Annotated in this window: 20 protein-coding genes and 1 pseudogene; 5 read left to right on the top strand and 16 right to left on the bottom strand. The window is 43.2% G+C overall.

The features are described from left to right. Positions 1–67 precede the first annotated feature (67 nt). The 6 genes from hscB to B4K26_RS09385 form a co-directional block, all read right to left on the bottom strand. Complete coding sequence (gene hscB / locus B4K26_RS09410) at positions 68–658, bottom strand: Fe-S protein assembly co-chaperone HscB (protein WP_296245084.1); 591 nt, start codon at positions 656–658, stop codon at positions 68–70. Between the two features lie 182 nt (positions 659–840). Next, complete coding sequence (iscA, locus tag B4K26_RS09405) at positions 841–1,161, bottom strand: iron-sulfur cluster assembly protein IscA (RefSeq protein ID WP_296245083.1); 321 nt, start codon at positions 1,159–1,161, stop codon at positions 841–843. A gap of 228 nt (positions 1,162–1,389) precedes the next feature. Beyond that, positions 1,390–1,806 carry a Fe-S cluster assembly scaffold IscU gene (iscU, locus tag B4K26_RS09400; protein ID WP_296245082.1) on the bottom strand — a complete coding sequence of 139 codons (417 nt, stop codon included), beginning with the start codon at positions 1,804–1,806 and terminating at the stop codon, positions 1,390–1,392. A gap of 215 nt (positions 1,807–2,021) precedes the next feature. Beyond that, positions 2,022–3,248 carry an IscS subfamily cysteine desulfurase gene (locus B4K26_RS09395; RefSeq protein WP_296245080.1) on the bottom strand — a complete coding sequence of 409 codons (1,227 nt, stop codon included), beginning with the start codon at positions 3,246–3,248 and terminating at the stop codon, positions 2,022–2,024. Continuing rightward, positions 3,245–3,772: an Rrf2 family transcriptional regulator gene (locus B4K26_RS09390; protein ID WP_296245079.1), complete on the bottom strand. Its 528-nt coding sequence runs from the start codon at positions 3,770–3,772 to the stop codon at positions 3,245–3,247. Before B4K26_RS09390 ends, B4K26_RS09395 begins: the two co-directional genes overlap by 4 nt. A 517-nt stretch (positions 3,773–4,289) precedes the next feature. Next, the gene (locus tag B4K26_RS09385) at positions 4,290–4,937 is read right to left on the bottom strand and encodes a hypothetical protein (protein ID WP_296245078.1); all 648 of its coding nucleotides are present in this window, start codon (positions 4,935–4,937) and stop codon (positions 4,290–4,292) included. 516 nt (positions 4,938–5,453) lie between these two features. On the opposite strand from B4K26_RS09385, the gene B4K26_RS09380 reads away from it, so the two are divergent. Then, positions 5,454–5,765 carry an HU family DNA-binding protein gene (locus B4K26_RS09380; RefSeq protein ID WP_223808465.1) on the top strand — a complete coding sequence of 104 codons (312 nt, stop codon included), beginning with the start codon at positions 5,454–5,456 and terminating at the stop codon, positions 5,763–5,765. Positions 5,766–6,222: 457 nt separating this feature from the next. Further along, a complete protein-coding gene (locus B4K26_RS09375; protein WP_296245076.1) occupies positions 6,223–8,097 on the top strand; it encodes a SurA N-terminal domain-containing protein in 1,875 nt (624 codons plus the stop codon). Positions 8,098–8,247: 150 nt separating this feature from the next. On the opposite strand, the gene purH is transcribed toward B4K26_RS09375, so the two are convergent. The 6 genes from purH to mrcB form a co-directional block, all read right to left on the bottom strand. Continuing rightward, positions 8,248–9,828, bottom strand: a complete 1,581-nt coding sequence (gene purH / locus B4K26_RS09370) for a bifunctional phosphoribosylaminoimidazolecarboxamide formyltransferase/IMP cyclohydrolase (RefSeq protein WP_296245075.1) — start codon at positions 9,826–9,828, stop codon at positions 8,248–8,250. 196 nt (positions 9,829–10,024) lie between these two features. Continuing rightward, positions 10,025–10,294 (bottom strand): DNA-binding transcriptional regulator Fis, encoded by a 270-nt coding sequence (fis, locus tag B4K26_RS09365; RefSeq protein WP_409521357.1) that lies wholly within the window; start codon positions 10,292–10,294, stop codon positions 10,025–10,027. 325 nt (positions 10,295–10,619) lie between these two features. Next, positions 10,620–11,921 (bottom strand): DUF3426 domain-containing protein, encoded by a 1,302-nt coding sequence (locus B4K26_RS09360; protein WP_296245073.1) that lies wholly within the window; start codon positions 11,919–11,921, stop codon positions 10,620–10,622. Between the two features lie 179 nt (positions 11,922–12,100). Beyond that, complete coding sequence (gene prmA / locus B4K26_RS09355; protein ID WP_296245072.1) at positions 12,101–13,027, bottom strand: 50S ribosomal protein L11 methyltransferase; 927 nt, start codon at positions 13,025–13,027, stop codon at positions 12,101–12,103. Between the two features lie 129 nt (positions 13,028–13,156). After that, complete coding sequence (locus B4K26_RS09350; protein ID WP_296245071.1) at positions 13,157–13,945, bottom strand: tetratricopeptide repeat protein; 789 nt, start codon at positions 13,943–13,945, stop codon at positions 13,157–13,159. 30 nt (positions 13,946–13,975) lie between these two features. Continuing rightward, a complete protein-coding gene (gene mrcB, locus B4K26_RS09345) occupies positions 13,976–16,465 on the bottom strand; it encodes a penicillin-binding protein 1B (protein ID WP_296245070.1) in 2,490 nt (829 codons plus the stop codon). A 560-nt stretch (positions 16,466–17,025) separates the two neighbouring features. On the opposite strand from mrcB, the gene B4K26_RS09340 reads away from it, so the two are divergent. Continuing rightward, entirely contained in the window at positions 17,026–19,851 is a 2,826-nt protein-coding gene (locus B4K26_RS09340) for a heavy metal translocating P-type ATPase (protein WP_296245068.1), read from the top strand. Positions 19,852–19,958: 107 nt separating this feature from the next. Here the strand turns inward: B4K26_RS09340 and B4K26_RS09335 are convergent, their stop codons facing one another. Beyond that, entirely contained in the window at positions 19,959–20,681 is a 723-nt protein-coding gene (locus B4K26_RS09335; protein WP_296245066.1) for a Bax inhibitor-1/YccA family protein, read from the bottom strand. Between the two features lie 308 nt (positions 20,682–20,989). Between B4K26_RS09335 and B4K26_RS09330 the strand changes: the two genes are divergently transcribed. Beyond that, positions 20,990–21,991, top strand: coding sequence for an NAD(+) kinase (locus B4K26_RS09330; protein WP_296245064.1), 1,002 nt, complete (start codon positions 20,990–20,992; stop codon positions 21,989–21,991). A gap of 63 nt (positions 21,992–22,054) precedes the next feature. Further along, positions 22,055–22,366: a YeaC family protein gene (locus tag B4K26_RS09325; RefSeq protein ID WP_296245060.1), complete on the top strand. Its 312-nt coding sequence runs from the start codon at positions 22,055–22,057 to the stop codon at positions 22,364–22,366. 279 nt (positions 22,367–22,645) lie between these two features. On the opposite strand, the gene B4K26_RS09320 is transcribed toward B4K26_RS09325, so the two are convergent. The 3 genes and pseudogenes from B4K26_RS09320 to B4K26_RS09310 form a co-directional block, all read right to left on the bottom strand. Then, positions 22,646–23,020 carry a HopJ type III effector protein gene (locus tag B4K26_RS09320; RefSeq protein WP_296245058.1) on the bottom strand — a complete coding sequence of 125 codons (375 nt, stop codon included), beginning with the start codon at positions 23,018–23,020 and terminating at the stop codon, positions 22,646–22,648. Positions 23,021–23,190: 170 nt separating this feature from the next. Continuing rightward, positions 23,191–23,358: pseudogene (gene csrA, locus B4K26_RS09315) on the bottom strand (carbon storage regulator CsrA); the annotation flags it as partial. A 404-nt stretch (positions 23,359–23,762) separates the two neighbouring features. After that, positions 23,763–25,049 carry an aspartate kinase gene (locus B4K26_RS09310; RefSeq protein ID WP_068404454.1) on the bottom strand — a complete coding sequence of 429 codons (1,287 nt, stop codon included), beginning with the start codon at positions 25,047–25,049 and terminating at the stop codon, positions 23,763–23,765. Positions 25,050–25,161: the final 112 nt, after the last annotated feature.

The following is a 25,161-nucleotide window of genomic DNA, read 5'->3' as shown; positions in this document are numbered from 1 at the left end:
CCTATTTTAACCGCACTATATATTAACTTATCTCTTATAAAGTTAATAAGCGATAGCACACAGGTCTCTAAACGTATAAATCATCGTCATCTAAATGCTCAGCAGACGCGACTTCATCAAGCCCTGTGGTCACATCAGCATCTAACTTCACTAAGAATTTTAATTTTTGCGTCGCATCAATCGCCGTTTGCCAATCTTGGCTCTGATAAGCGCTATCAAAACGCTCAGATTGCTTATTTAGACGCTCGATAATTTGCGGATGTAGTTGTTTCAGCGCGGCAAGCTCTTTGCCTTCAATCGCATCATCCAAATCCATACGCATTTGCATCGCATCTTCTAAGAAGTCCAGATCGGCAATAGAATGTTCTAAGTTCTGCGCCTGCCCAGCGATATCCAACAAATAGCTGGCACGACTGTCAGGGGCACTTAACGTTTGATAAGCTTGGTTAATCAGCGCTGAAGCTTGCTCTGATTGCTGCTTGGCTTGTGCGCTATCCGCTGCATTTTTGCTATCAGCGACAAGGTTGTCCGGATGATAGCGTTTTTGCAGCAGGCGCAGCTGTTGATCAAGGCGCTCTTGATTGACCGCAAATTGTACAGGTTGTTCAAATAGGTCAAAGAAGTTATCAAACTGGGCTTCTGGAGTAATGTCTGTCATATCGTCTGCCTTCGTTTTTATTTATTATTGTAAGGTCTTCAGCGTTTTAATGCTCGTCTTTAATGGCTTAATGTTATGGGCACTTATGCAACAGCTTGTTTTGAATCGCCCACACTAAAAAGTCAGTTCTAAGCACAGATACATTTAATATCGGTTGCTTAAAGCCATCTTACTTAAGTCTGCTATACCGTAAACGATTCACCGCAGCCACATTCGCCTTTTTGATTAGGATTAGAAAATTTAAAGCCTTCGTTGAGACCTTCTTTTTCATAATCCATCAATAAGCCATCTAAATAGACCAAGCTTTTAGGATCAATAAAAATATTAACGCCACGGCTTTCATAACGGGTGTCGTTTTCGTCAGGCGTATCAACAAACTCTAAAACGTAAGCCAATCCTGAGCAGCCCGCTGTACGGATACCAACTCGGATGCCTTCACCTTTACCGCGATTGTTCAGGAAATCTTGAACATGCTGAGCGGCGCGTTCTGTCATTTCAATCATGCCAACTCCTATTGACTCTCAATAATTCAGATAATAATTGATGCAAGAGTGTCTTTTATCAACACTATTACGAATAAAGTATCAAAAAAGAAATAAAAGGTGACAATTACATGAGCGTTATTGTCACCTTTTGGGCGTTAGTAGCTTCTAACGTCGTACTGCTCATGTTTTTTTAGAATCTGCTACTAAGGCCTATTGTATAAATAAGCGCATACGCTCTACATTGACTTAGCTGGTTGCTTCTTCTGTTACTGCAGTAGTAGTAGCACCATGCTTACCTTTATAGTCGCTAATAGCGGCTTTAATGGCGTCTTCTGCAAGGACAGAGCAATGCACTTTAACGGGTGGTAGAGCAAGCTCTTGAGCAATATCATTGTTTTTGATTTCGCCAGCTTGATCCAAGCTTTTGCCTTTTAGCCACTCGGTGACAAGAGAGCTTGAAGCAATCGCAGAACCGCAGCCATAGGTTTTAAAGCGTGCATCTTCGATGATACCGTTGTCATCGACTTGGATTTGTAGACGCATCACATCGCCACAGGCGGGAGCGCCAACCATTCCCGTACCAACGTTTTTGGCATTTTTGTCAAGGTTGCCAACGTTGCGTGGATTTTCGTAATGATCAATAACTTGGTCACTATAGGCCATGAGGTTTTCTCCTAGTTAGATGATGAGTAGTTACTTAAACGACTAAATTATATGAGTAACTTATTCATTCTGAGTATCTCTCTACTCATCGATAATTGGGGTCAAACACATATTATAAAAACTGTATTTATAATTGTCTGATAAATGGTTTGGTTTAGTGGTTATATCTGATAACCATTAAACCGTTTAACTACTAAAAATTTTGCGAATCAATATTAATGCTCAGACCACTCTACCGAGTCTAAATCAACACCTTCTTGATACATATCCCAAAGTGGTGATAGAGCACGTAATTTTTCTACCGCTTCATGCATCTGTTTCACTACGGTATCGATATCTTCTTCGGTGGTATAACGACCAAAGCTAAAGCGGATGGAGCTATGAGCCAATTCATCTGGGCGACCGATAGCACGCAATACATACGATGGCTCAAGCGTTGCTGACGTACAGGCTGAACCTGATGAGACGGCTAAGTCTTTTAGCGACATCATCAATGATTCGCCTTCAACAAAGTTAAAGCTGATATTAATAATATTGGGAACGCTGTTTTTTAAATCGCCGTTTAGATAAATCTCTTCGATGTCTTGTAGACCGTCCCACAGTCTTTGGCGTAATTTTGCAACGTGAGCATGGTCTTCTTCATAACGTTCATTGGCCAATGCAAATGCTGCACCAAGACCAACAATTTGGTGCGTCGGTAAAGTTCCTGAACGCATACCGCGCTCGTGACCACCGCCATGCTGCTCAGCTTTTAGGCGAATACGTGGTTTACGGCGGACAAATAAAGCGCCGATACCTTTAGGGCCGTAAGCTTTGTGACCTGAGAAACTCATCAAGTCAATTTTCATTTCTTCAAGATTGACGGGTATTTTACCAATAGATTGCGCCCCATCGACGTGGAAGATAACACCAGCTTCGCGAGTAATTTCGCCAATCGCTGCAACATCCGTAATCGTACCAAGCTCGTTATTGACTATCATGAGGGATACTAAAATCGTGTCTTCACGTAATGCTTCTTTAACTTGCTGTGGCAGAATCAAACCTGTACCAGGCTGCGGCTCAAGATAAGTAATCTCAAAACCTTCTTGCTCAAGCTCACGGCAGGTATCTAAAACAGCTTTGTGCTCAATTTTACTGGTAATAATATGCTTACCACGAGACTGATAAAAGTGTGCTGCGCCCTTGATGGCCAAGTTATCTGACTCTGTCGCACCCGAGGTAAAGACGATTTCGCGCGGATCAGCATGAATCGCTTCAGCCACTTGTTGACGAGCCGTTTCTACCGCTTCTTCTGCTTGCCAGCCATAGCCATGCGAGCGTGATGCTGGGTTACCAAAAATGCCGTCTACTGTCAGATATTCGCTCATCTTAGCAGCAACTGACTTAGCAACTGGCGTAGTGGCGGCATAATCTAAGTATATAAGGTTGTTATGTTGGCTCATGCTGGGTTTGCCTCGCTGGTCGATAGGGTAATAGTATTGATGTCTTTTGTAGACATATCTTTTGTAGAAATGTCGTTTGGAAAAGCAGCATGCTGACGGTCTGATACTGACTGCACGTGTTCCATGTTTAATAATTGCGCTAATGTTATATTTTTCAAGTACTGCTCAACATGATTAGATAACGCACACCATAAATCATGCGTTAGGCACATTGTACCACTTTGGCAGTCACCGCGTCCGCCGCACTGCATTGCATCTACCGATTCATCGACGGCAGAAATAATGCTCATCACATCAATCTCATCAAGCGGCTTGGCTAAATGATAACCGCCTGCCGCGCCGCGGATACTGGTGACTAAACCGCGCTTGCGGAGTTTGGAAAATAACTGTTCAAGATAAGAGATAGATATCGATTGTCGCTTAGCAATGTCAGATAAAGAGACGGCGCTCTCTTGTTGGCTAGTTTGCAATGCCAAATCAAGTAAAGCGGTCACGGCATATCTGCCTCGAGTAGTCAAACGCATGTGTTATCTCCAATCCTTTTAATGATAAATTTATTTAACAACGATCTTAGTCTTGTCGTATCTAGGAAAATCATCTATCGACTAAGTGGTGTCTTGTCGCCATTAAACAGCAGATGGTTTACCCGATGTGTGCAACGATAGAATTATTATACGCAATCCCGAGTAATTTAGTCAAGATTAAAGTGTGGGTGAATGGTGAGTGCTACTTATCACTGTGATTGATAAAAACAATGACAGTTAAAGTGAAGAGAAAATCGAGGATAATAAATGAGCAATAGCTCAGGGTATAAGACTTTGAAGATTTGCAAAAGTGGCGATTTTGCAAGATTTGGCCATTTTTAGTTCACTTAGACAGCCACCATTTGAATTAAAGGCATATTCTAATACATTAAAAAAGCGTTTAATAAGTCTGAGACATATTAAACGCGATAAAAACGAAAAATTTTTAAAATTAAAATAAAACCTAGTGACTGTAAATGACTATAAATTAAGTGACTATAAATTAGTTGATTATAAGTTAGTTCATGATAAATAAGGCGATGATAGCGGCAATGGCGACGACAGCCGCTATTATGGTAGTGATAATAAACGTTTTTTGCTTACTTTGCAGCTCTTTTACTGTCGTTTCAAGCTCACGGTTTTTGATGGTTAATGTGTTAATTTGCGTTTGCTGCTCTTTAATTCGCAGCTTATAACTCTCCTTCTTGTCGGCCATTTCCGCTTCAGTAGGCTTAGGCTTATTTTTACCGCCTTTAATCTTTTTAATCAAACCTTGAATAAGGCTACCAAGACCAAGTTGCATTATAAATTGCTTAACCAATTGTACTTGCACAGACTCGCCGCGCATTTGCAGCTTTTCAGTCGTTTCGCTGTCGTGGGTAGTGATGGCGTTAATCACTTGAATGCTATAGGCATTGATAATAACGTCAGGCTCACTGCGGCCAATAGGCAACCTATCATCCAATAACACCCCTTTGGTACTAAAAGTGGCAAACACCTCTACATGGGGCAGATATAATCTAAGAGCGACGACGGTACCTTGCTTGGCAAGTGGATAAGCGGCTTTACGGAGTTCTGGGTCTAAACGTAACAGCAGAGTCAGCGCCGACTCGATAAACACCAATATGATATTAAGAAAAGAGTGAGACAACGTAGAACGCTTCATGTAAATAATCCGTTTTTATTGTTTAAGTTAAAGATAAAAGGTTAAGCAAAGATCAAAATAGACCCAAAATGTACAATAGAATTGCGCTTATAGTAACGCCTTTATCATAAAAAGTAACGCGCGTTTCTGTCAGTCAGAAAATTATTACCTTACAATTTGTCGGCTTATAAAGACACTGCTATTTATGACTGACGATATACTAGTCCGGCTTTTTAACGGGTTTTAGCATTAACACTGAGTTTTGAACAATAGAGTTATAAAACTAAAATCTGCAATAAAGCCATGGGTTAAATATTGGTAAACCCTCTAAGCTAAAGTAGCGATTTCGCAGAAAATTTGCAGCAGTTTTAAGTAACATTGAGTGTCAAATACGTAGTAGAGTGCACAAAAATATGTAAAATCGCTTGCGCTCCTTATGCGGCCTTGATATAAAGACTTAACAAAGCGAAACCTGTTTATGCGTAAGTCAGGTGGTTTTTATTGCTTAAGTACTCTGAGAGCGATACAATACTTGGCGTGAGCGTTTTTTACCCCCTAAAACTTGAAGGAAATTTTATGAATAAGTCAGAATTAATTGATAGCATCGCCGAAAAAAGTGGTCTAAATAAAACTCAAGCTGGCGAAGCTTTGAATGCAGTAATGGAAAGTGTTGGTGAAGCGCTAGAAGCTGGTGATAGCATCTCATTGGTTGGTTTTGGTACTTTTAGCGTCAAAGATCGTAAAGCACGTACTGGCCGTAACCCTAAGACTGGTGAAGAACTTAGCATCCCAGCAAGCAAAGTCCCAAGCTTTAAAGCCGGTAAAAACTTAAAAGAGCGTTTAAACTAAGCCGCTTTATTTAGGCCAAACTCTTTTTAGCCATTCTATGATGATCAAATGCTGGTTAGCGACGTGATACATGAATAAAAACAGCGTTTGTTAGCAGTCAAGGAATAGATGGCAACTTATGATTCAAAGCACAATCTAAGTCATGAGTGATGTAGCAAAAAAGCACCTAAAGATTAGGTGCTTTTTTTAGTGCTATAGTTTGTATCATTTAGTATGAATAGTAGCGTGAATATTTTGAGTATATATTAAAAATCACGTATCATAGGGCGCGCGATAGCGGTGTTGTTTAAACAAAGGGCTGTGAAATCTTGTCAGAAGCTTAGCCAATAAGCCATGTTTTGCAGCGATAAAGTGCACACGTTCTTCTTCTTACCATTGCCTGCTTATACAGCGTTGATATTATTAATAGTATTACAATGGTTTTTCATCAATATAGGTTAATAAAGCAGAGATAACTATGGATAAATTGCGCGATTTCTTAAAAAGCTGGCCGGGTCGCATTTTATTGATTTTATGCCTATCGCCGCTCGCTCTATTGGGTGTCGAAAGTTACTTTGGCGGCGGGGTCGATCCCAACCAGATCGCTCAAGTAGGGGACGCAAGCGTGGGACTGTCCGAGTATCAGACTGCCGTCAATAACCGCCGTACCGAGCTTTTAGAGCAAGTTGAGGATGCCAGTTTATTAAATGAAGATGTGTTACACGAGCAAGTGCTAAAAGGACTGATTGATCGTACCTTATTAGAGCAGCAGGCTGGCAAGCTTGGCATGACAGTTTCTGACGACACCATCAATCGCTTGCTACTTCAAGAAGAAATCTTTAAGGATGCAGAAGGTAACTTTTCTAACGAGCAGTTTTCAAACTTTTTACGTCAGCGCAATATGACAAAAAACCAGCTATTTGCTGAGTTCCGTAACCAGTTAAGCCTTGACCAGCTCAACGCCAGTATCGTAGGAACAGCGGTATATCCCATGCAAGCGGTCAGTCAATTGATTGATTTACAGCTAGAGTCGCGCAATATTTGGTTGCATCGTTTTAACTGGCAAGATTATGCTGAGCAAGTGAAAGTAAGCAAGGGTGATATACAAGCCTACTATGATACCAATAAAGACAAGCTAAAAAGCGCTGCCATGGTAGATTTGGCTTATCTGCAATTGAACCCACAGACAATCGAAGTCAGTGAAGTAACCAAAGAAGATTTGCAGCAGCAGTATGAAGCTTATAAACAAAGTCTTGCTGTGGTTGACGAGCGTAAACTCAGTCAAATCTTGCTAACCGGTAAAGACGCCAAAGCGCGCGCAGACAAGATTAAAGCCCGCCTTGCTAAAGGTGAGTCATTTGCCAAACTGGCTAAAACGGAGTCTGACGACCCGTCAGGAGAAACAGGCGGCGCTATCGGTAGCTTTAATCCAGCGGTGTTTGGTAATGACGCTGCAGCCGTTGAACAAGCGCTTGCAGGATTAAGCGTTGGCGATGTCAGTGACCCTGTAAAGACCAGCTTTGGCTATCAGATATTTACCGTGACTGAAGATAACGGTAGCAAGATACCAAGTTTAGAAAGTATGCGTGAAGAATTAACGGTTAAAGCCAAAGAATATAAACGTCAGGAAGTTTATGCTGATAAAGTGACGGCAATTAACGACTTAGCGGCAGATGGCTTTAGTATTGAAGATATCGCTCAGCAAGAAAATGTGCCATTAAAGCGTATCAAAGATTATCGTAAAGTAAATAATACCTCTGTTTTAGCACAGCCTGCAGTGATTAAGCAAGCGTTTGATGAATTTACGATTCAAGACCAAGCAGTGACGGCAGGAATTGAAGTTGGTAATGGTACGGTATGGGTACAGCCAAGTAATTATCGTCCAACAAAGACGTTGTCTCTAGCAGCAGCGACGCCACAAATTACGCAAATATTGCGTCAACAAAAAGCCACCGCACTGGCTTTACAAGAAGCGAAAAAATTAGCCGCTAACATTAAGACGCCTGCTGATATTACTAAGCAGCCCGTTAAGCTGCAAGCGTTAGGCGAAATAAACCGTCAGACCACGCAATTGACAGAAAAAGAGCGCGGCTTAGCGTTTAGTAAGCAAGCAGCTGCCAATGGTGTTGTGGCAGTAGCGAGCGAGACTGAAATGGGAGCGACGTTATTGGTCGGTGATCGAATCAAGACAGAGCAGCAATCGCCCTTATCCGCTGCCCAAAGAGCGCAAACTGCTGCTATTATTCGTGATAATTTAGGTCAAGATCAGTTGCAAGATTATCTAGATTATCTGCGTATGGTGTATAAAGTTGAGATTAACGAAGCCAATATGGCCAATGCGCAAGGACGTTAAGATATCTATAAAGCGCTTGTTACACGTTTTGTCTTAATAAGTTTTATTAACTCTTAAATAAAAAGCCACTACGATAGTGGCTTTTTTTATGCAATACAATTTTATTTACTCTTAACGCTTTTATCTTAACAGCATTATTTTAACCGCTGCTTAATGGCGGAAATGGCGCATACCAGTGAATACCATGGCAATGCCATGCTCGTTGGCGGCAGCAATCGTTTCGTCGTCACGCATAGAACCACCTGGCTGAATGATAGCCGCGATACCGACTTCAGCCGCGTTATCAATACCATCTCGGAACGGGAAGAACGCATCTGATGCCATTACCGCGCCTTCTGTCGCAAGACCTGCATGCTCAGCTTTGATAGCAGCAATACGCGCTGAATTGACGCGGCTCATCTGTCCTGCACCAACACCGATAGTGCGTTGGCCTTTAGCATAAACAATCGCATTTGATTTGACATATTTGGCGACATTCCAGCTAAACAGCAAATCAGCAATTTGCGCTTCCGTTGGTTGGACGTCGGTGACGATTTTTAAATCATTGGCGGTAATGAGGCCCAAATCTTGCTCTTGTACCAACAAACCACCATTGACGCGTTTATAATCAAGCTGGCTTTCGCGCTGCTCAGGCGTTGGTAGTTCGCCACAAACTAAGACACGGACGTTTTTCTTTGAGGCAGTTGCTTCAAGGACACCATCTTCAATACTTGGCGCAATAATGACTTCGACAAATTGATTGTCGATAATGGCTTTGGCAGCAGCAACCGTGAGCTCGCGGTTAAAAGCAATAATCCCGCCAAAAGATGATTCAGGATCGGTACTAAAGGCCGTGCGATAAGCAGTTACTTGATCGCTATCTACGGCGACACCGCAAGGATTGGCGTGTTTTACAATCACGCAAGCGGGCGCACTAAAGGCTTTTACGCATTCAAGCGCGGCATCGGTATCAGCAATATTGTTATAAGACAGCGCTTTACCTTGCAGTTGCTGGGCGGTTGCGATAGACGCTTGCTGGCTTTTTAGAGCATGGTTTTCAACATAAAAAGCAGCGTTTTGGTGTGGATTTTCGCCGTAGCGCAGGTCTTGTACTTTTTCAAGTTGAACGTTAAAGGTCCGTGAGAATTTCTCTGGTGCCTGGCTCTCATTAACTCGGCTACCCAAGAAATTGGCAATCATGCCATCGTATTGCGCCGTGTGCTCAAAGGCTTTAACCGCTAAATCGTAGCGTAGGGCGTGAGTTAGTGTCGTACCCTCACCTAAGGCGTCGAGTACGCGCGAATAATCAGTAGGGTCGGTCACAATACCAACGTGGGCGTGGTTTTTTGCTGCCGAACGAACCATAGTAGGACCGCCAATATCGATATTTTCAATAGCATCATCCATGGTCACGTCAGGACGTGCAATGGTTTCTGCGAATGGATAAAGGTTAACAACGACCAAATCAATACGCTCAATGGCGTGTTCACTCATTACCGCGTCATCGGTGCCACGGCGCCCTAAAATACCACCATGGATTTTTGGATGTAGCGTTTTTACGCGGCCATCCATCATTTCAGGAAAGCCCGTGTAATCTGATACTTCGGTGACGGCGACATTGTTTTCTGTCAGCAAACGGTAAGTACCGCCAGTCGATAATAAGCCAAATCCTGCTTTAAGCAGACCTTGAGCGAATTCAACGATATTGGATTTGTCGGAAACTGATAGTAGGGCAAGTGGAGTTGTACTCATAAAAAAAGTTCCATAAAAAAAGCCTGACGTAAACGTCTGGCAAGGTAATAATGACAAGCAGTAGAGAGGATATCGCGATTGATAAGATCATAAACTATAAACGTGCCATACATATTGAATGTCAATTAAGAATGATGAGCGTTACATTTGGCCGTACTGCGCAAAAGCATGAGGTATAAATGTTAAACTGATCGCGCTACATTAAACCATAGGTTTTGAGTTTTTTGCGTAGCGTTCCGCGATTGAGGCCTAACATTTGCGCGCACTTGGTTTGATTGCCGCGGCTCTTTTCAAGCACGACCGCCAGCAGTGGTTGTTCTATCTCTTTTAAAATAAGCTCATATAAATCCGTTGGCATCTCATCATCCAACATCGAAAAATACTGCCGCACCACGCGTTCTACATGCGCCCGTAAAGGTTCGTTGGCATGGAGGGTGTTGTCTAAAGAAGATGCTACCTTATGAATGGAGCGATGGCAGTCCTCTTTATCATAATCAGCAGGATTCTCAGCATTTTTGTCAAAATGAGTGGCAGTATACGGTGCATTCGGTGCCATAAGATAATATCCTTAAGAGTAAAGCGTGAAACCATAAGGCGTTTGAGCGCTATTATAACAAAGTCATCGCCTAGCAGAGCAACAGATTGAGCATTATCCTAGTATTACTTTAGGATTGACGCTATTTATTCCTATTCATTATTGTGGATTTAAAGCGTTTAGGATAAATACGATTGGATACTAAAAAATTTAATAAATAGTATTTCTAATATAGGGTATTTCACCAAGCCCATCTTTAATAAATAGGTTCAGCACTTACTCTGTTGATTTGAGCGTTGGCGACTGGGACGGTAAATAAAAGCTGCTTGCGATTTAAAGCCCCCAATTGGTTCTGTGTGCTTAATAAATAATCTTGCGGTGCGGCAATAAATTCGCCGATTAGTGCATTGTCACTATAAATACTGATTTTCACATGCGGAAGAAGTTGAGCCTGCGAACTTTTATTGTTTAAAGTGACGTTGATATCGCTAAAGGTATCGGCCGCTTTAATGCGACTGGGTCGATGCCCAACATCGCTTGTATTCAATGCCGCCAAGTTGGCGCTAGGTAGGCTACACGCAGCGATTGAACACAGTGTCTGTAAGCGCGCTGCATGAGCAGGGTTTTTAACCAAGTTATCTAAGTTAAAAATAACATACTGAGCAAAAAGTAGCAGCGCTAATACCAAACAACCAAGTGTCCACAGCAAGGAAGCTATCGAGCGCTTAGTAGGTGTTGATGAAAACTTGGCTTGGGCTTGCTGGCTTTTGGTACGCGCAGCATGGTTGTTGTCATCGTCTTTGGTAGAAACGCCCATACTGGCAAGCAGTTCCGATAAGTCGGTCTCACTTTTTGGTGAATGTTCCGCTTCGTTCTGATTTTGTTCTTTGAGTAATTTTTCAAGCCAAGATTCATCGCTCTTATCATCGATACTGGCGTGAATATTATTAGCTGCTGCTGAGCTTAGGGCAACTTGAGCAGCTGATGGTGATTCGTTTAAAAAAGTATTTGCTAAAGATGGATTTTCTACTGAATTAACGGCTGAGTGAGTGTTTCTATTTATAGTGGAGGCGGGCGTGCTATCCGCTGCTTGCGTTAACCAAGCGTCCATACTATCTAATGAGCCATATTCTAAATCTTCTTCTTCAACAGCTTCAACATCCATATCGTCATGAATTAACTCATCATGAATTAAGGTCTCATCAGGCATATCGTCATGAATGAGAATGTCTGCTTCTGAGATTATTGTTGGCTTTGTTGTGATTTTGGATTCTGATAAGATTTTAGATATTTGCTTACTGTTAGATATTTGCTTACTGATAGATACTTTAGATGTAGAAGCTGCGACAGATTTGTGTTCATTAGATTTATGTTCATTCACTATATCGTCGTCAGTAGTAGATTCTGTATCTGCCGTGACAATAAGATTGTTATTAACCAAAAAACTGTGCTGGCAATGTTCACAGCAGACATTCGCTGTTTTTTGGTTTAACTGCGTTTTTTTAATATTAAAAATAGCATGACAATGAGGGCACTGGGTTTTGATTGGCGTAGTCATAGAGTCGAATCCGAACAGGTATCAGTATTAATACCGCATAGCCACTTACCAACCGCTGCCTGTTATTCTTATGTTATCTTTTATAGATTAAGTATGATCTACGGGCAACGATAGAGCAGCGTCAAATACACAACATTATTTAACTGCCTCTCTATCGTAACAGATGTAATTAAATGTTGCTAGCCTGTAAATGTACCAGATAATCGCTGCCAATGTTGATCTTCTTGCGCAGTAAAAGCGTGCTTGGGGTCCAGGGCAAAGTAAGGCTGATAAGCATCGGTGACTTGTTCAGTCTGTGACTCAATGAGCCCTGCAAGCACGATACGACTTTTTGGTGCCATCAAAGTTGCAAAATAAGGCGCTAAGCCAATAAGCGGCTTGGCTAAAATATTGGCGACCATAACTTCTACGGGTTGAACGTCATTCTGTTGCCAGTAATCAGCAAAGTCTTCTGGTAAAAACGCTTGTAAGCGGTCATCAACGAGATTTCGTGCGGCATTTTGATTGGTCGCAAGCACGGCTTGTGGGTCAATATCGACCGCATAAACTTGGCGGGCACCCAATAATAGGGCAGCAATCCCTAAAATACCTGAACCACAGCCGTAATCAATCACGACTTTATCGGTAAGATCTTGCTCTGTTAGCCAATCAAGGCAGAGACGGGTAGTCGCATGATAGCCGGTACCAAAAGCCAGACCTGGATCCATAATAATATTGGTGGCGTTAGGGTTCGGCGGTGTTAGCCAGTTAGGGACAATCCATAAGTTATTGGCGCACTCGATAGGATTGTAATTGGACATCCATTCACGTTCCCAATCCTTATCATCGACAGCGCTGACCCAGGTTCGGCTAGCTTGAACTTGCGCGCCGATTTCATGACTTAACTGCTCAATCGCTTGACGATTGCCGCTCTCTGTAGTGGCATCAAATAATCCTGTTAATATAACTTCATCCCATAAGGGAGATTCACCAGGAAGTGGCTCAAATAACGGTTGATCGCCTGCGTCATCTAAAGAAATTGAAAGAGAGCCAGCTTCTAATAATAGCGCCTCGGCGAGGTCGACGTTATCTTTTTCACATTGTAAATGCAGTTGTTGCCATGCCATAAGGGTAACCTTAATTTAAAATAAAAAATGAATCATTAAAATGGAGAAGAAAAATTAACGACCGAGTATATAAACCTACTTTAGCGCTTATATATTCAGTCGTCATGGTAAATACTAGAGCTCGTGCTATTAGCGCAATGCTTGTTTGGCTTCTTTTATCACGCGGGCATTGCCTTGGGCTTGTCCTGATTGTAAGATGATTTGCCACAGCGCACGGCGGCGATTGTTATCTTGAGAAACCGTCAAACCACGGCGTGCCATTGCTTCTGCCTTACGTGGTTGATTTTTTTTGAGTGCCACTTGTGCCAAATAAAAATAAACTGCCGATGATTTGGGAGCGAGTCGTTGCGCGCGGGTAAAGCTACTTTCGGCGCCACTTAAATTGCCAGATTGTAATTGCCCCGTTCCCACTTGCATGAGGTTGCGAAAGGCTGGCAGGTTGCTGTTATTAGTGGTGCTTTGCTGACTGCGCTGCTTCGAGTTTTGCCGTGCCAGCTCCAACAGCTCACTATGTGAGGGTATCGATGATTCAGGTATTATGTAATCTTCACGAGAAGGCGTGAGAATAATGACTTCGGACTGCGTTTCTACTGGACTTTGCGTGGGCGGCGTATAAGGCTCAGTAGGGTTTTCATAACCATCGCTTTTAACAATAGGGGCCTGCGTCACCGCTTCTGGCTGCTTTGTCACTGATTGCTGAGTGGACGGTTGCTTAGTGGTTGATGGCTTAGCGACTGAAGGAAACGTTTGCATAGAAGAGGTTTTAACGGTTGTCGGCGCCGTTTGACAGGCACTTAAACTCAGCATTCCGATAAGCGCACTTATGCTAAGAATAGTATGAATAAGTTTAGTTTGTATTTTACATGGTGCAGTGATAGCGTATTTTGCTGCATCAGTTTGCTGTATAAATAATGCCATGTTAAAACCCTTTTTTAAGTTTTAAAAACGCTAGAACCATTCAACGGCACGGTTATACCAAGTATCGGCACGATTGGTTGACTCATCCTCTTGCTCAGTATTGTCATCTTCGTTATTCGCATCAACGGCTTCGCCATTAGGAATATCTAAGCCTTCACGGCGGCGCTGCTGACTGATAGCGCCTTGTTGGTTTTGCCACTGAATCTGCTCACGGGCACGCTCTTGTTGATATAATCCAATCGCGCAGCTACTGGCCTCTTGTGGCAGATACGCTGACATAACAGGAAGGTAGCGCGCATCGGCACAGCGCTCATTAGATAGCTTGCCTGAATTGTTTTCTAACCACAACCACTCAATCCCTTCCGGTTCTGGCAGAGCCACAGGAGTCAGTTTTAGACGGTTCATATAATCGACCCAAACTGGTAAAGCGCCACTACCGCCGCTTAGGCCGATAGGTTTATTATCATCACGACCGACCCAAACCACGCTGACATAGTTTCCACTGTAACCTGCAAACCAAGCATCGCGGTAATCGTTGGTAGTACCGGTTTTACCAGCAAGATTTAAGTGACTACCAAGCGATTTCACGCGTCTGGCAGTGCCGTTTTTAACCACATCTTGCAGCGCATAATTAATCAAAAAGTTGGTCTCAGGCGGGATACTGCGCTGAGTATTTAACCCCGTACGCTGTAAGATGCGACCATGATTATCAATAACGCTACGAATACTATGGATAGGCGTGCGGAACCCGCCGGTGGCAAACACTTGGTAAACCCCAAGCATATCCATTGGGCTAAGATTGACCGATCCTAGCAAAGCCGAAGGATAGGGCGGGATTTTTTCTTTTACGCCCATGCGCTGCAATTGCTTGGCAAAGGTATTAACGCCGAATTCCATACCTAAACGCACCGCGCTGTGGTTATAAGACTGTGATAAAGCCGTGGTAAATGGCACATTACCATGGTCACGATTGTCGTAGTTTTTAGGATTCCACTCAGTACCATCGCTAAGATTGACCGTAATCGGCGAATCATCGACCGAGCTTGCCAAGTTATAGCGCCCGCTTTCCAGCGCCGTCATATAAATAATCGGTTTTAATAACGATCCGACTTGGCGTTTGGCATCGACCGCACGGTTAAAACCCGTAAACTCACTGCCGCTACCGACTACTGAGACCAACTCGCCTGTCTCTGGGTTGGCACTGACTAAAGCACCTTGTAAATCCTTGGTCTTACTACCGCGACGGCGCAGCTCACCAAGTTTTCTCTCGACCGCTTTATCTGCTGCCAACTGTGCGATAGGATCTAACGTACTGATGATAATTAGACCTTCATTTTTAAGGTCGTCAGAATAATAGACTTTGTTCAATTCACGCTTAACGATGTCTAAAAAATCTGGGAACTGACTTTTGCCCTCGACTGGTTTGTCAGCCACGTCGAGTGGCTTTTCTATCGCCTTATCATACTCTTCTTGGCTAATTTTACCTACCGCTAGCATATTGCTCAGCACCGTATTTCGGCGCGCTTTTGAATCGTTTGGATGACGGCGCGGATTATAAACGCTCGGTCCTTTTGCCATACCGACTAGCAGTGCCTGTTGGTCTAAACGCAGCTCTTTAAGTGGTTTGTCAAAGTAAAATTGTGACGCCAATCCAAAACCATTAATAGAGCGGTTACCGTTTTGACCCAAGTAAATCTCGTTCAAATACGTTTGCAGGATTTCATCTTTGCTATAGTGCAGCTCAAGCAATACCGCCATCAGCGCTTCATTGGCTTTGCGTTTCATCGTACGATCAGAATTGAGATAGAAGTTTTTAATCAACTGTTGGGTGATGGTCGAGCCACCTTGTCTAGGACCACCGGTAAAATTGTTTAATACGGCGCGAGCAATACCGCGTATCGATACGCCTTTATGCTCATAAAACCCGCGATCTTCTGTGGCAATTAGCGCGTCAATCAGTGGCTGTGGTACTTGATCGAGCGTCACCACCATGCGATCTTCGTTGCTGTCTGGATAAATACCACCGATATTAACCGGCTCAAGACGAATAATGCCGGTTTTGGCGGGCAAAGTACTTTGTACCGACTCAATTTTATTGCCAGCAATGGTCATTTTGATGACTTGCTCTTTGTCCACATCATTGGCGCTATACGTAAAGCCGCGCGTATGGATAAAGTAGGTATTACCAGATTTATGGTAAGTACCCGTACGATCATACGCCTTGTTGCTTTGATAATTAAGTAGCTCAAGCCACGTCTTTATCGTGTCTTTATCGACATTCGCGCCTTGATATAGTTCTAAAGGCTGCGAGTAAACTTTGGCAGGAATATCCCAGCGCTTACCCTCAAACTTATGAGTAATGGTGCGATCAAGCTTAATCAAATACAGCGCCAGTAGCACCATACCAGCGATAATGACAATTAATAAAATACCACTAAACACCATGCCGCGCTGCTGTGAAGGGAGCGTGTTGATAGCAGACTTAGGCGACTGTGGTCGCTTAGAATTAGATTTTTGCACTGATGACACACCATTCTGGGATAAAAAACTGCCTCATAATGACGCAAATTGACAAATTTTTCAATCTATCATCGTCAACGCAAGCATTCATTAAGCGTTTGCTAGACATTTATAGTAGGCGTTTTGGATGCATTGAAATTATGTGATAAAGGGTTAGGCTGCTTACGACACCTGCTTATAGTATAATGTTCTTGTTGTTGCCTAAGTTAATGGCAATCGTTTTTTGCTAAGGCGTTTTCTCAAGCGAATGACACTTTTAATAGCATTTATTGATGCCATATAAGCCTTATTCAAAGCATGAAATAAAATAACAACTCATCATTTATCTTCTCCTACCATTTGCCCCTTGATATTTTTATCCACTTAATCAATGAGGCGTTATTGTTTTTATTATTAACTTTGTTTGTGCCAGCCATGCCAATATCTATGTAAAGTAGCTGTACTAAAGACAGACGAATTAAATAGCTCTTTTACATAGGGATTGACCCTATTTGATCATAGCAAGTTTACTCAAGGCTAATGAGCGATGAGTAAACCTGTCGAAAGGAAATAGCGCGATTATGTCCAGTATGCCCTCGTCCATGTCATCAACTAACAATGGTCAGTACCAAGATCTTTCTATTACTGAAGGGTTGGTGCTGCCGCGTGCGGGTCACTGCTTTCATTGCGGTGACCCTGTGCCAGAGCCGCCGTTTTATACCGATATTTTAGGTCAGTCGCGTGAGATGTGCTGTATGGGATGTCAGTTGGCCTCGCAAAGTATCGTCGAAGCGGGACTTGAACAATACTACCTTGACCGCTCGGAGATTAACCGCACGGCAAGTTTACCCACGCAGCTGACGCGCCTTGAAGCTTACGATCATGACGAGATAAAGTCGCAGTTTGTCTACGCTCAAGATGGCATGTCGGTGGCAGAATTGTCGGTCAATAACCTGCGCTGTGCCGCTTGTACGTGGCTGATTGAATCACGACTAGATGAATTAGATGGCATCAGTCAATGTCAGGTCAATTTAACCAATCAACGTATGCGAGTAATTTGGGACGAAGATAAGCTGCCAATCAGTCGTATTTTAGGCGTAATCAACGAAATTGGCTATGAAGCCAAACCCTACCGCCAAGATACGCACGAAGCCATGTTGGCGCGCCATAACAGTCAAATGCTCATCAGGCTCGGTATCGCCGCGCTCGGTTCGATGCAGGCGATGATGTATGCAGTGGCTATCTACTTTGGTGAATATAGCGATATGCTCATTTTTCAGCGTGATTTTCTGCGCTGGGTGTCTTTATTTGTCAGTACGCCGGTATTCTTTTATGCAGGGATTCCTTTCTTTACCTCAGCTTGGTCGGCGATTCGTGCTCGTCAAGTTAATATGGATGTGCCGGTTAGTATTGCCTTAGTGGTGACGTTCTTTGCCAGTCTTTATGCCACTATCACGGGGCAAGGGGAAACGTACTTCGATTCGGTCAGTATGTTTATTTTCTTCTTATTGGCTGGGCGCTACATTGAGCATAATGCACGCTTAAAAGCCGCCACCATGGCAAATGATTTAGTGGTGGTTGAGCCAGTGTTGGTACAAAAAATTGCTGAAAATCAAGACGCAGCTGAGCGTATCTTGCAGCAGTTAGAAAAAAATGTGCTTACTAAAAACAATCTTGATAATGACACTGAACAAGCTACCAATCCAAATAATAATTTAGCTGTTGATAAAACAAGCGTGTCATCAAAATCGATGCCCGACTTTATGCAGAGTATGGATGCCAATATTCAGCAATTGACGTCGCGTATCGCTCAAGACTGGCAAGAAAAAAATCATCAACCATTCAGTCTATCAAACACAGAAAGTGGGCTAGAAGAAAAGCAGATGGTGACCGCCCATAGTTTGCAAGTGGGTGATATCATTATGGTGGAAGCCGGTTCTGAGATTATCAGCGATGGCATTTTACTCAGTCCAACCGCTACTGTCTCACAAAGCTTGCTGACGGGTGAGGGTGATTTAATCATCAAGACCCAAGGCGATTATATCGTTGGCGGCGCGCAAAACGACAGTCAGCCGTTTGAGATGTTGGTCACCGCCTTACCAGAAGACAGTCAAATAGGCTTGATTGATAGACTGATGAACCGTGCTATGAGCGAGAAACCAAAACTCGCCCAGCAGGCAGATAAGCTGGCGCGTTGGTTTGTAGCACGGATTTTAGTATTGTCAGTCTTGGTATTTATCGGCTGGTACATCGTTGATCCAAGCCAAGCAATTTGGGCAACGGTTGCAGTACTGGTTGCCACCTGTCCTTGTGCGCTGTCTTTAGCAACTCCCATTGCACTTACTGTCGCCACCAACCGATTGGCAAGTTACGGCTTTTTGACCACGCGCGGTCATACCTTACAGACCCTTGCTGAAATTACCCATGTGGCGTTTGATAAAACGGGAACGCTCACTTATGGTAAGCCCAATTTATTAAATATCGAACTATTAACAGCCAATGATACGGCAGTTGACACCAATGAAGAAAAAGATAAGCTATTAGCGATGGCTGCCGCGCTCGAAGTGGGCAGTCGTCATCCGATTGCCCATGCTTTGCTGACAGCTGCTTATCAATTGCATCTACCCGCCACGCAGTCGTTGCAGTATTATCCAGCTGGCGGCGTAGAAGCTAGAATTGATGGCGCGCTATATCGCATTGGTCATGTGGATTTTGCTTTGGATAAAGCGAATAGAACGAATGATGCGGATAATGGCTCTTATCAAAATAACGACTTAACCATTAATTTGGTTGCTGAGCGTGCTAGCTCGGCCGTAGTACTGTCTTGTCAAAAGAGCGATTCAGACATATGGCACGCGCTGGCCTGTTTTTACTTTAACGATAAGGTTCGTGATAGTGCTAAATCGATGCTTGATATGCTTAAAGAAAGAGGTATTGAGCCAGTTATGCTGACAGGTGATCCAAGTCCGCAAGCATTGATAATGGCTGAAGAATTAGGCATGAAGGCCGCCTATAACGGGCTATCACCAACGGATAAAGTCAATCATATCCAAGCGTTACAAGCAAACGGGGCAGTGGTGCTGATGGTTGGAGATGGTATTAATGATGCGCCAGTATTGGCCGCAGCAGATGTTTCAACCTCAATAGCGGGGGCGGCAGATTTGGCGCAAGTATCGAGTGACAGTATTATTCTAAATGGCCAGATTGAAGCTATTACGGCGGCAAAACGTATCGCTGATAAGACAAAACGTATCATTAAGCAAAACTTGCGCTGGGCACTTATTTATAACAGTAGTGTCTTGATTCCAGCGGCTTTAGGCTATGTACCACCTTGGCTTGCGGCAATTGGGATGTCATTAAGCTCACTATTTGTGGTATTAAATGCCCTGCGTCTAAAGCGTTCTTAATTAACCCAGATTAAACTCATTCAAATGACCTTTAAAACTCGTCCAAAAAAAACCGTCTTTATAAAAGACGGTTTTTTTATTTAACTAACTGCTAAACAGGGTTTAGATTAGTCTTGCAGATAGCTTAATAGACGCATAAATTCGATATACATCCACACCAGCGTTGCAAGGATACCAATACTAAACAACCATTCGTAGTCTTCTGAGACGCCCATCGCTACACCGCGATCGATATTATCAAAGTCCAATAACAGCGTAAAAGACGCGATAACAATCACAAATAAGCTAAAGCCAATAGCAATAGCGCCGCCTTCAAATAAGAATGGTAGGCTTGAGCTAAACACTAAAGACAATACCCACTGCGCCACATAAACCAGCATGATAGCAATCAATGCTGAAGTGACGATGGAGCGGAACTTTTCAGTGACTTTAACCAAACCTGAGCGATAAAGCCCTAGCATGACCGCCGCGGTAACAAAGGTCGCGCACATCGCAGTGACAGGCACGGTTGGATACATGCGCATAAAGAATAGCGAAATACCACCTAAAAATATGCCTTCCAATAACGCATAAGGTACCGCAAAAGTCTTGGCTTTTTGCGGTTTAAAGGTGATAAAAAGGGCAAGACCAAAGGCAGCAAACATACTACCAAACGCCGCCATAGTGATAAAACCTTGTGATAGACCTGCCATCAACGCATAAAAGAAAAATCCAATACCAGTAATCGCCGATAATCCAAGCAATAAACTGGTTTTTTGAATCACACCCTTCACCGTCATCGGTGCGCCGCCAACAGCAAGCTCTGCGCGACTGACAATAGGATTTGCCATAAAGTTGTCCTTTTCAAAATATAAATAACTAAGATGCCAGCTACTTTAGCAAAACCGCCATTATTGTCAACTGTGTTTACGTGAGCGCATGCAAGGCATCACGTGACTATCGAGCCTTAATCAACCAGGGAATATTGATATATCTAGCGATATGAGTAGTTAAACAACTACGCCTAAAAGTAGCGTATGATAGGGATTATATGGCGTCAATTACGACAGTTAACAACGAAAATTGATAAACATGCTAGTCTAAGCGCTTATTTCTCGTTATTATTGCACTGTACTTTATCGTTATGCCGAGTCGTTTTATGGAAAACTCAGCGCAGTCCGCACGATTGCCGCACTTACACGAATCAGAGCTGTTTCACGCTATCAAAAACCCTGCTTTTAGGCGTATTGGTTTGATGGGCCGAGCTGGAAAACGCAGCGTTATCCAAAGTTTGGTACAAATTGCTAAAACCATCAATGAGATGAACCTAACATTGATTATGGATGTGCAAACGGCCAATTTACCGACGTTAAACCTGACCGAGATTGAGCGCGTAAAAATTGTTAAACGCAGCCTGATTGGTGAAATTTGTGACTTAGTCATCGTCGTGGGTGGTGATGGTTCGATATTGCATGCCGCCGAAGCTTTGGCGCGTTATCGAGTGCCGGTATTAGGGGTCAACCGTGGTCGTTTAGGGTTTTTGGCCGATGTGAAGCCCAATGAGGCAGCCTTTAAACTACGCCAAGTACTGATGGGTGATTATCAATTAGATCATAGGTTTTTGCTTACCATGGAGATTCGTGAAGGTCGTAAGATTATCCACGAAGACATGGCGCTCAACGATGTGGTTCTACATGCGGGTAAATCGGTGCATATGATTGATTTTCAGATGAAAATCGACGGTCACGATGTGTATCGTCAGCATAGTGATGGTCTTATTGTCGCGACGCCGACGGGTTCGACGGCTTATGCGCTCTCCGGCGGTGGTCCGATTATTCATCCGAGTATGGATGCCATCTGTTTGGTGCCAATGCACCCGCATACTTTGTCCAGTCGCCCCATCGTAGTCAGCGGAACGAGTGAGATTTGTATTCGCATTCACGAGGACAACCGTACTCAGCCGCAAGTGAGCGCCGATGGCAAGCCGAGCATAGCGCTTGACCAAGAGCAACGCCTTTATATTCGCAAACATCCTGATAAGCTCACTTTGCTACATCCACCCGGATTTGATTTTTATGAAGCTTGCCGAACTAAGCTACACTGGAACGTCCATGCCGAAGAGTTCAGTATGGATGTCGATGATGATATTATAGAAGAATAAATGCAGTGCTACTTTTTTCAAAATAGCGCTGTGTTATAAACATAGTCGTGGAGAGTAGGTACGATGGACAAACAAACGATATTAGCAAGTGTCACGCCAGAAGTGGTGGAGAAATTTCGTCAAGCCATTGAGCTGGGTAAATGGCCAGATGGGCGCAAGTTGACGCCTGAACAGCGCGAAACTTGTATGCAAGCAGTGATGGTTTGGGAGCATGAGCATTTGCCACCAGCCGAACGTACTGGTTATATCCATAAACCCGTGAGAGAAGATGGCTCTGTCGTGGGCGCCGAATGTGATGTCGAGCATGAGCATCATTATCCCAATATGCCCAACCCTAAAGGGGTGGTACAACCTGTTAAATTCCGTAATAAATAGGCAGGTTTATTAGTAATCGTACTTATCAATAAGTTATAGTTAAAATATTTTAAAAACGCTACGGTACTGCTTGTATAGTTTTTTTGCAGCCTCTATCTGCGTAGGCTCAGCAAGCAAGAAAAAACTATACAAGCAGTATGTGGTATATCGATATTACTTTTCATTGACTATATCAGATAAATACGCCGCAATAGTAAAGGCAAGAATAAGAAAAGCCACGCTAATACCATAGCGTGGCTTTTTTAATGACTTCAGAATAAAAAAATAAAAATTAGAAAACTAAAGGGCACTGGTATCAACACTTGGACGCGGCGTTAAGGGATTTTTCTCCATCAGAAATCCTTGCCAACCCCAATGTAAGAAATTACGAATATTGGCATGGTCGGTACCTTTAGGCGTCGCTTGCACTTTGGCATAGTGCTCACCGAATAGCTTTAGTGTGTCTAATTGATTTAAGCCGTGGTGTTTTGCAAAACCAAAAATTTTCGCGCTGCCTTCATTTTCGCCAGCCGCATTGTGCAGCATACCATTAACAAAAGGCACGGGCGCATAGCGATAAAAATCATCAATAAAACTGATAACATCATTGAATCCAATGGCTTTTTTATTCAAACCATTAAGTAAAGCCGATACATCTGATGGGCGGATACTCATAAATAAATGACCTCAGAGCAGATTAAAAAGCAAAAATAGGGTGCTTGATTTATGCTCAATAATTATTGATAGTTAGATGATAAGCAAACAGCTTAGCGATTAAAATAGTCTTCATCGTCAAATGAAGGCGCAAAGCTACCTTGTTCAAGATGCTGCATTTGCGATTGTACCGTGCGTTCATGCTGAATACGCTGATAAATCTCTTCACGGTGCACCGCAATATCTTTTGGCGCATTGACGCCGATTCGTACTTGATTGCCTTTAACGCCTAGGACAGTCACACTGACCTCATCGCCAATCATTAGCGTTTCGCCCACGCGGCGTGTCAAAATTAACATGCGTCACACTCCTTATGTCGCATCAACAGATTATTACTCATCAGATTGCGTCTCAATTACAGGACATTACCGAAGTATTAGATAGGCAAAGTAGTTACTATAAAAACAATGTATCACGTTGTACTAATAGCGGTAATGATAGATAAATTCATTTAGCCCAAATGAAAGCCCCATTATAGGGGGCATAACAGATACTGTCACGGATTTTCACAAAACTATTAGGTATATACTTACCTGAGCAATAGTAATAAAAGAAAATAGAGCCTAAAAAGACTCTATTTCATGAGTGTTTTACTAGAAACCAATCGCTATTTAGCCAATTGTTATTGAACCAAATATAGCTTACCGCGATTTAATGTATAACCATTAGCAACTAAGCCTTTAAGTGCTATAACCCATAAGTATTATAACCCAGCGATTGTGCTATCGCCGTCTTCTCGGTCAAGACCAAAGGCGGTGTGCAATGATTTGACCGCTTTTTCTAAATGCTGCTCTTGGATAAGTACAGACACTTTGATTTCGCTGGTTGATATCATTTGAATATTGATGTTGTTTTCGGCCAAAGTCTGGAACATAAGGCTGGCAACGCCAGCATGCGAGCGCATACCAACACCAACTAAAGACACTTTAACCACTTCGTTATTGGCCAAGATCTCTTTGGCACCAATCTCATCTTTCACTTCATTTTCTAGTACTTTCATGGTTTTATCCATGTCCGTACGGTTGACGGTAAAAGTAAAGTCAGTAGTGCCATTGGTCGATAAGTTTTGCACGATCATATCGATTTCAATATTGGCACGACCGATAGGGCTTAGGATGGCAGAGGCGATACCAGGATGATCGGGTACACCGCGCACGACTATTTTTGCTTCGTCGCGATTAAAAGCGATTCCTGAGATGATTGCCTGTTCCATATTGTCTCCTTCGTCTATCGTAATTAGGGTGCCGACATTGTCTTGAAAGTCTTGGTCGAAGCTACCATCGTTGTTTTCATCAAAGCTAGATAATACGCGTAGAGGCACGCCGTATTTGCCAGCAAACTCTACTGAGCGAATCTGTAAAATCTTAGAGCCAAGGCTTGCCATCTCAAGCATTTCTTCAAAGGTAATCTTTTCAAGTTTTTTGGCTTTTGAGGTCACGCGTGGGTCAGTGGTATAAACACCATCGACATCGGTATAGATTTGGCATTCATCAGCGCCTAAGGCTGCGGCAATGGCCACACCTGTGGTATCCGAGCCGCCGCGACCTAAGGTTGTGGCGTTACCTTCTTCATCGATACCTTGGAAACCTGCCACGATGACAATGTTGCCTGCATCTAGTTGCTCACGGATGTTTTTGTCATCAATGCTTTCGATACGCGCTTTAGTGTGGGCACTATCGGTTTTAATGGCGACTTGGCGACCGGTGAATGAACGGGCGCCAATACCAAGCTCTTTAATCGCCATCGCCAGTAAAGAGATAGAAACCTGCTCGCCCGTTGACACCATCTGGTCGTACTCGCGCGGATCAGGTTGGCTGCTGATTTGGCGTGCTAAATCAATCAAACGGTTGGTTTCACCGCTCATGGCAGACACAACTACGATCACTTGATGACCGTTGTCGTGCCAACGTTTGACTCGTTTGGCGACATTTTTGATGCGGTCGATACTGCCCATCGAGGTGCCGCCGTATTTTTGTACTATTAACGCCATAAAAATCTACCTATTATTCACCAATGGCCATCTGTTACTTATCGACATCAATCCATCATGGCGCGGTTTGCCGTGACAGTGCAAGATTCATTTTAATAACGATAAAGCCGAA

This window comes from Psychrobacter sp. UBA6766, assembly GCF_002453355.1.
GTDB lineage: Bacteria > Pseudomonadota > Gammaproteobacteria > Pseudomonadales > Moraxellaceae > Psychrobacter.
Note: the sequence above shows the minus strand (reverse complement) of the source record. Positions and strands in the feature narration are given on the sequence as shown.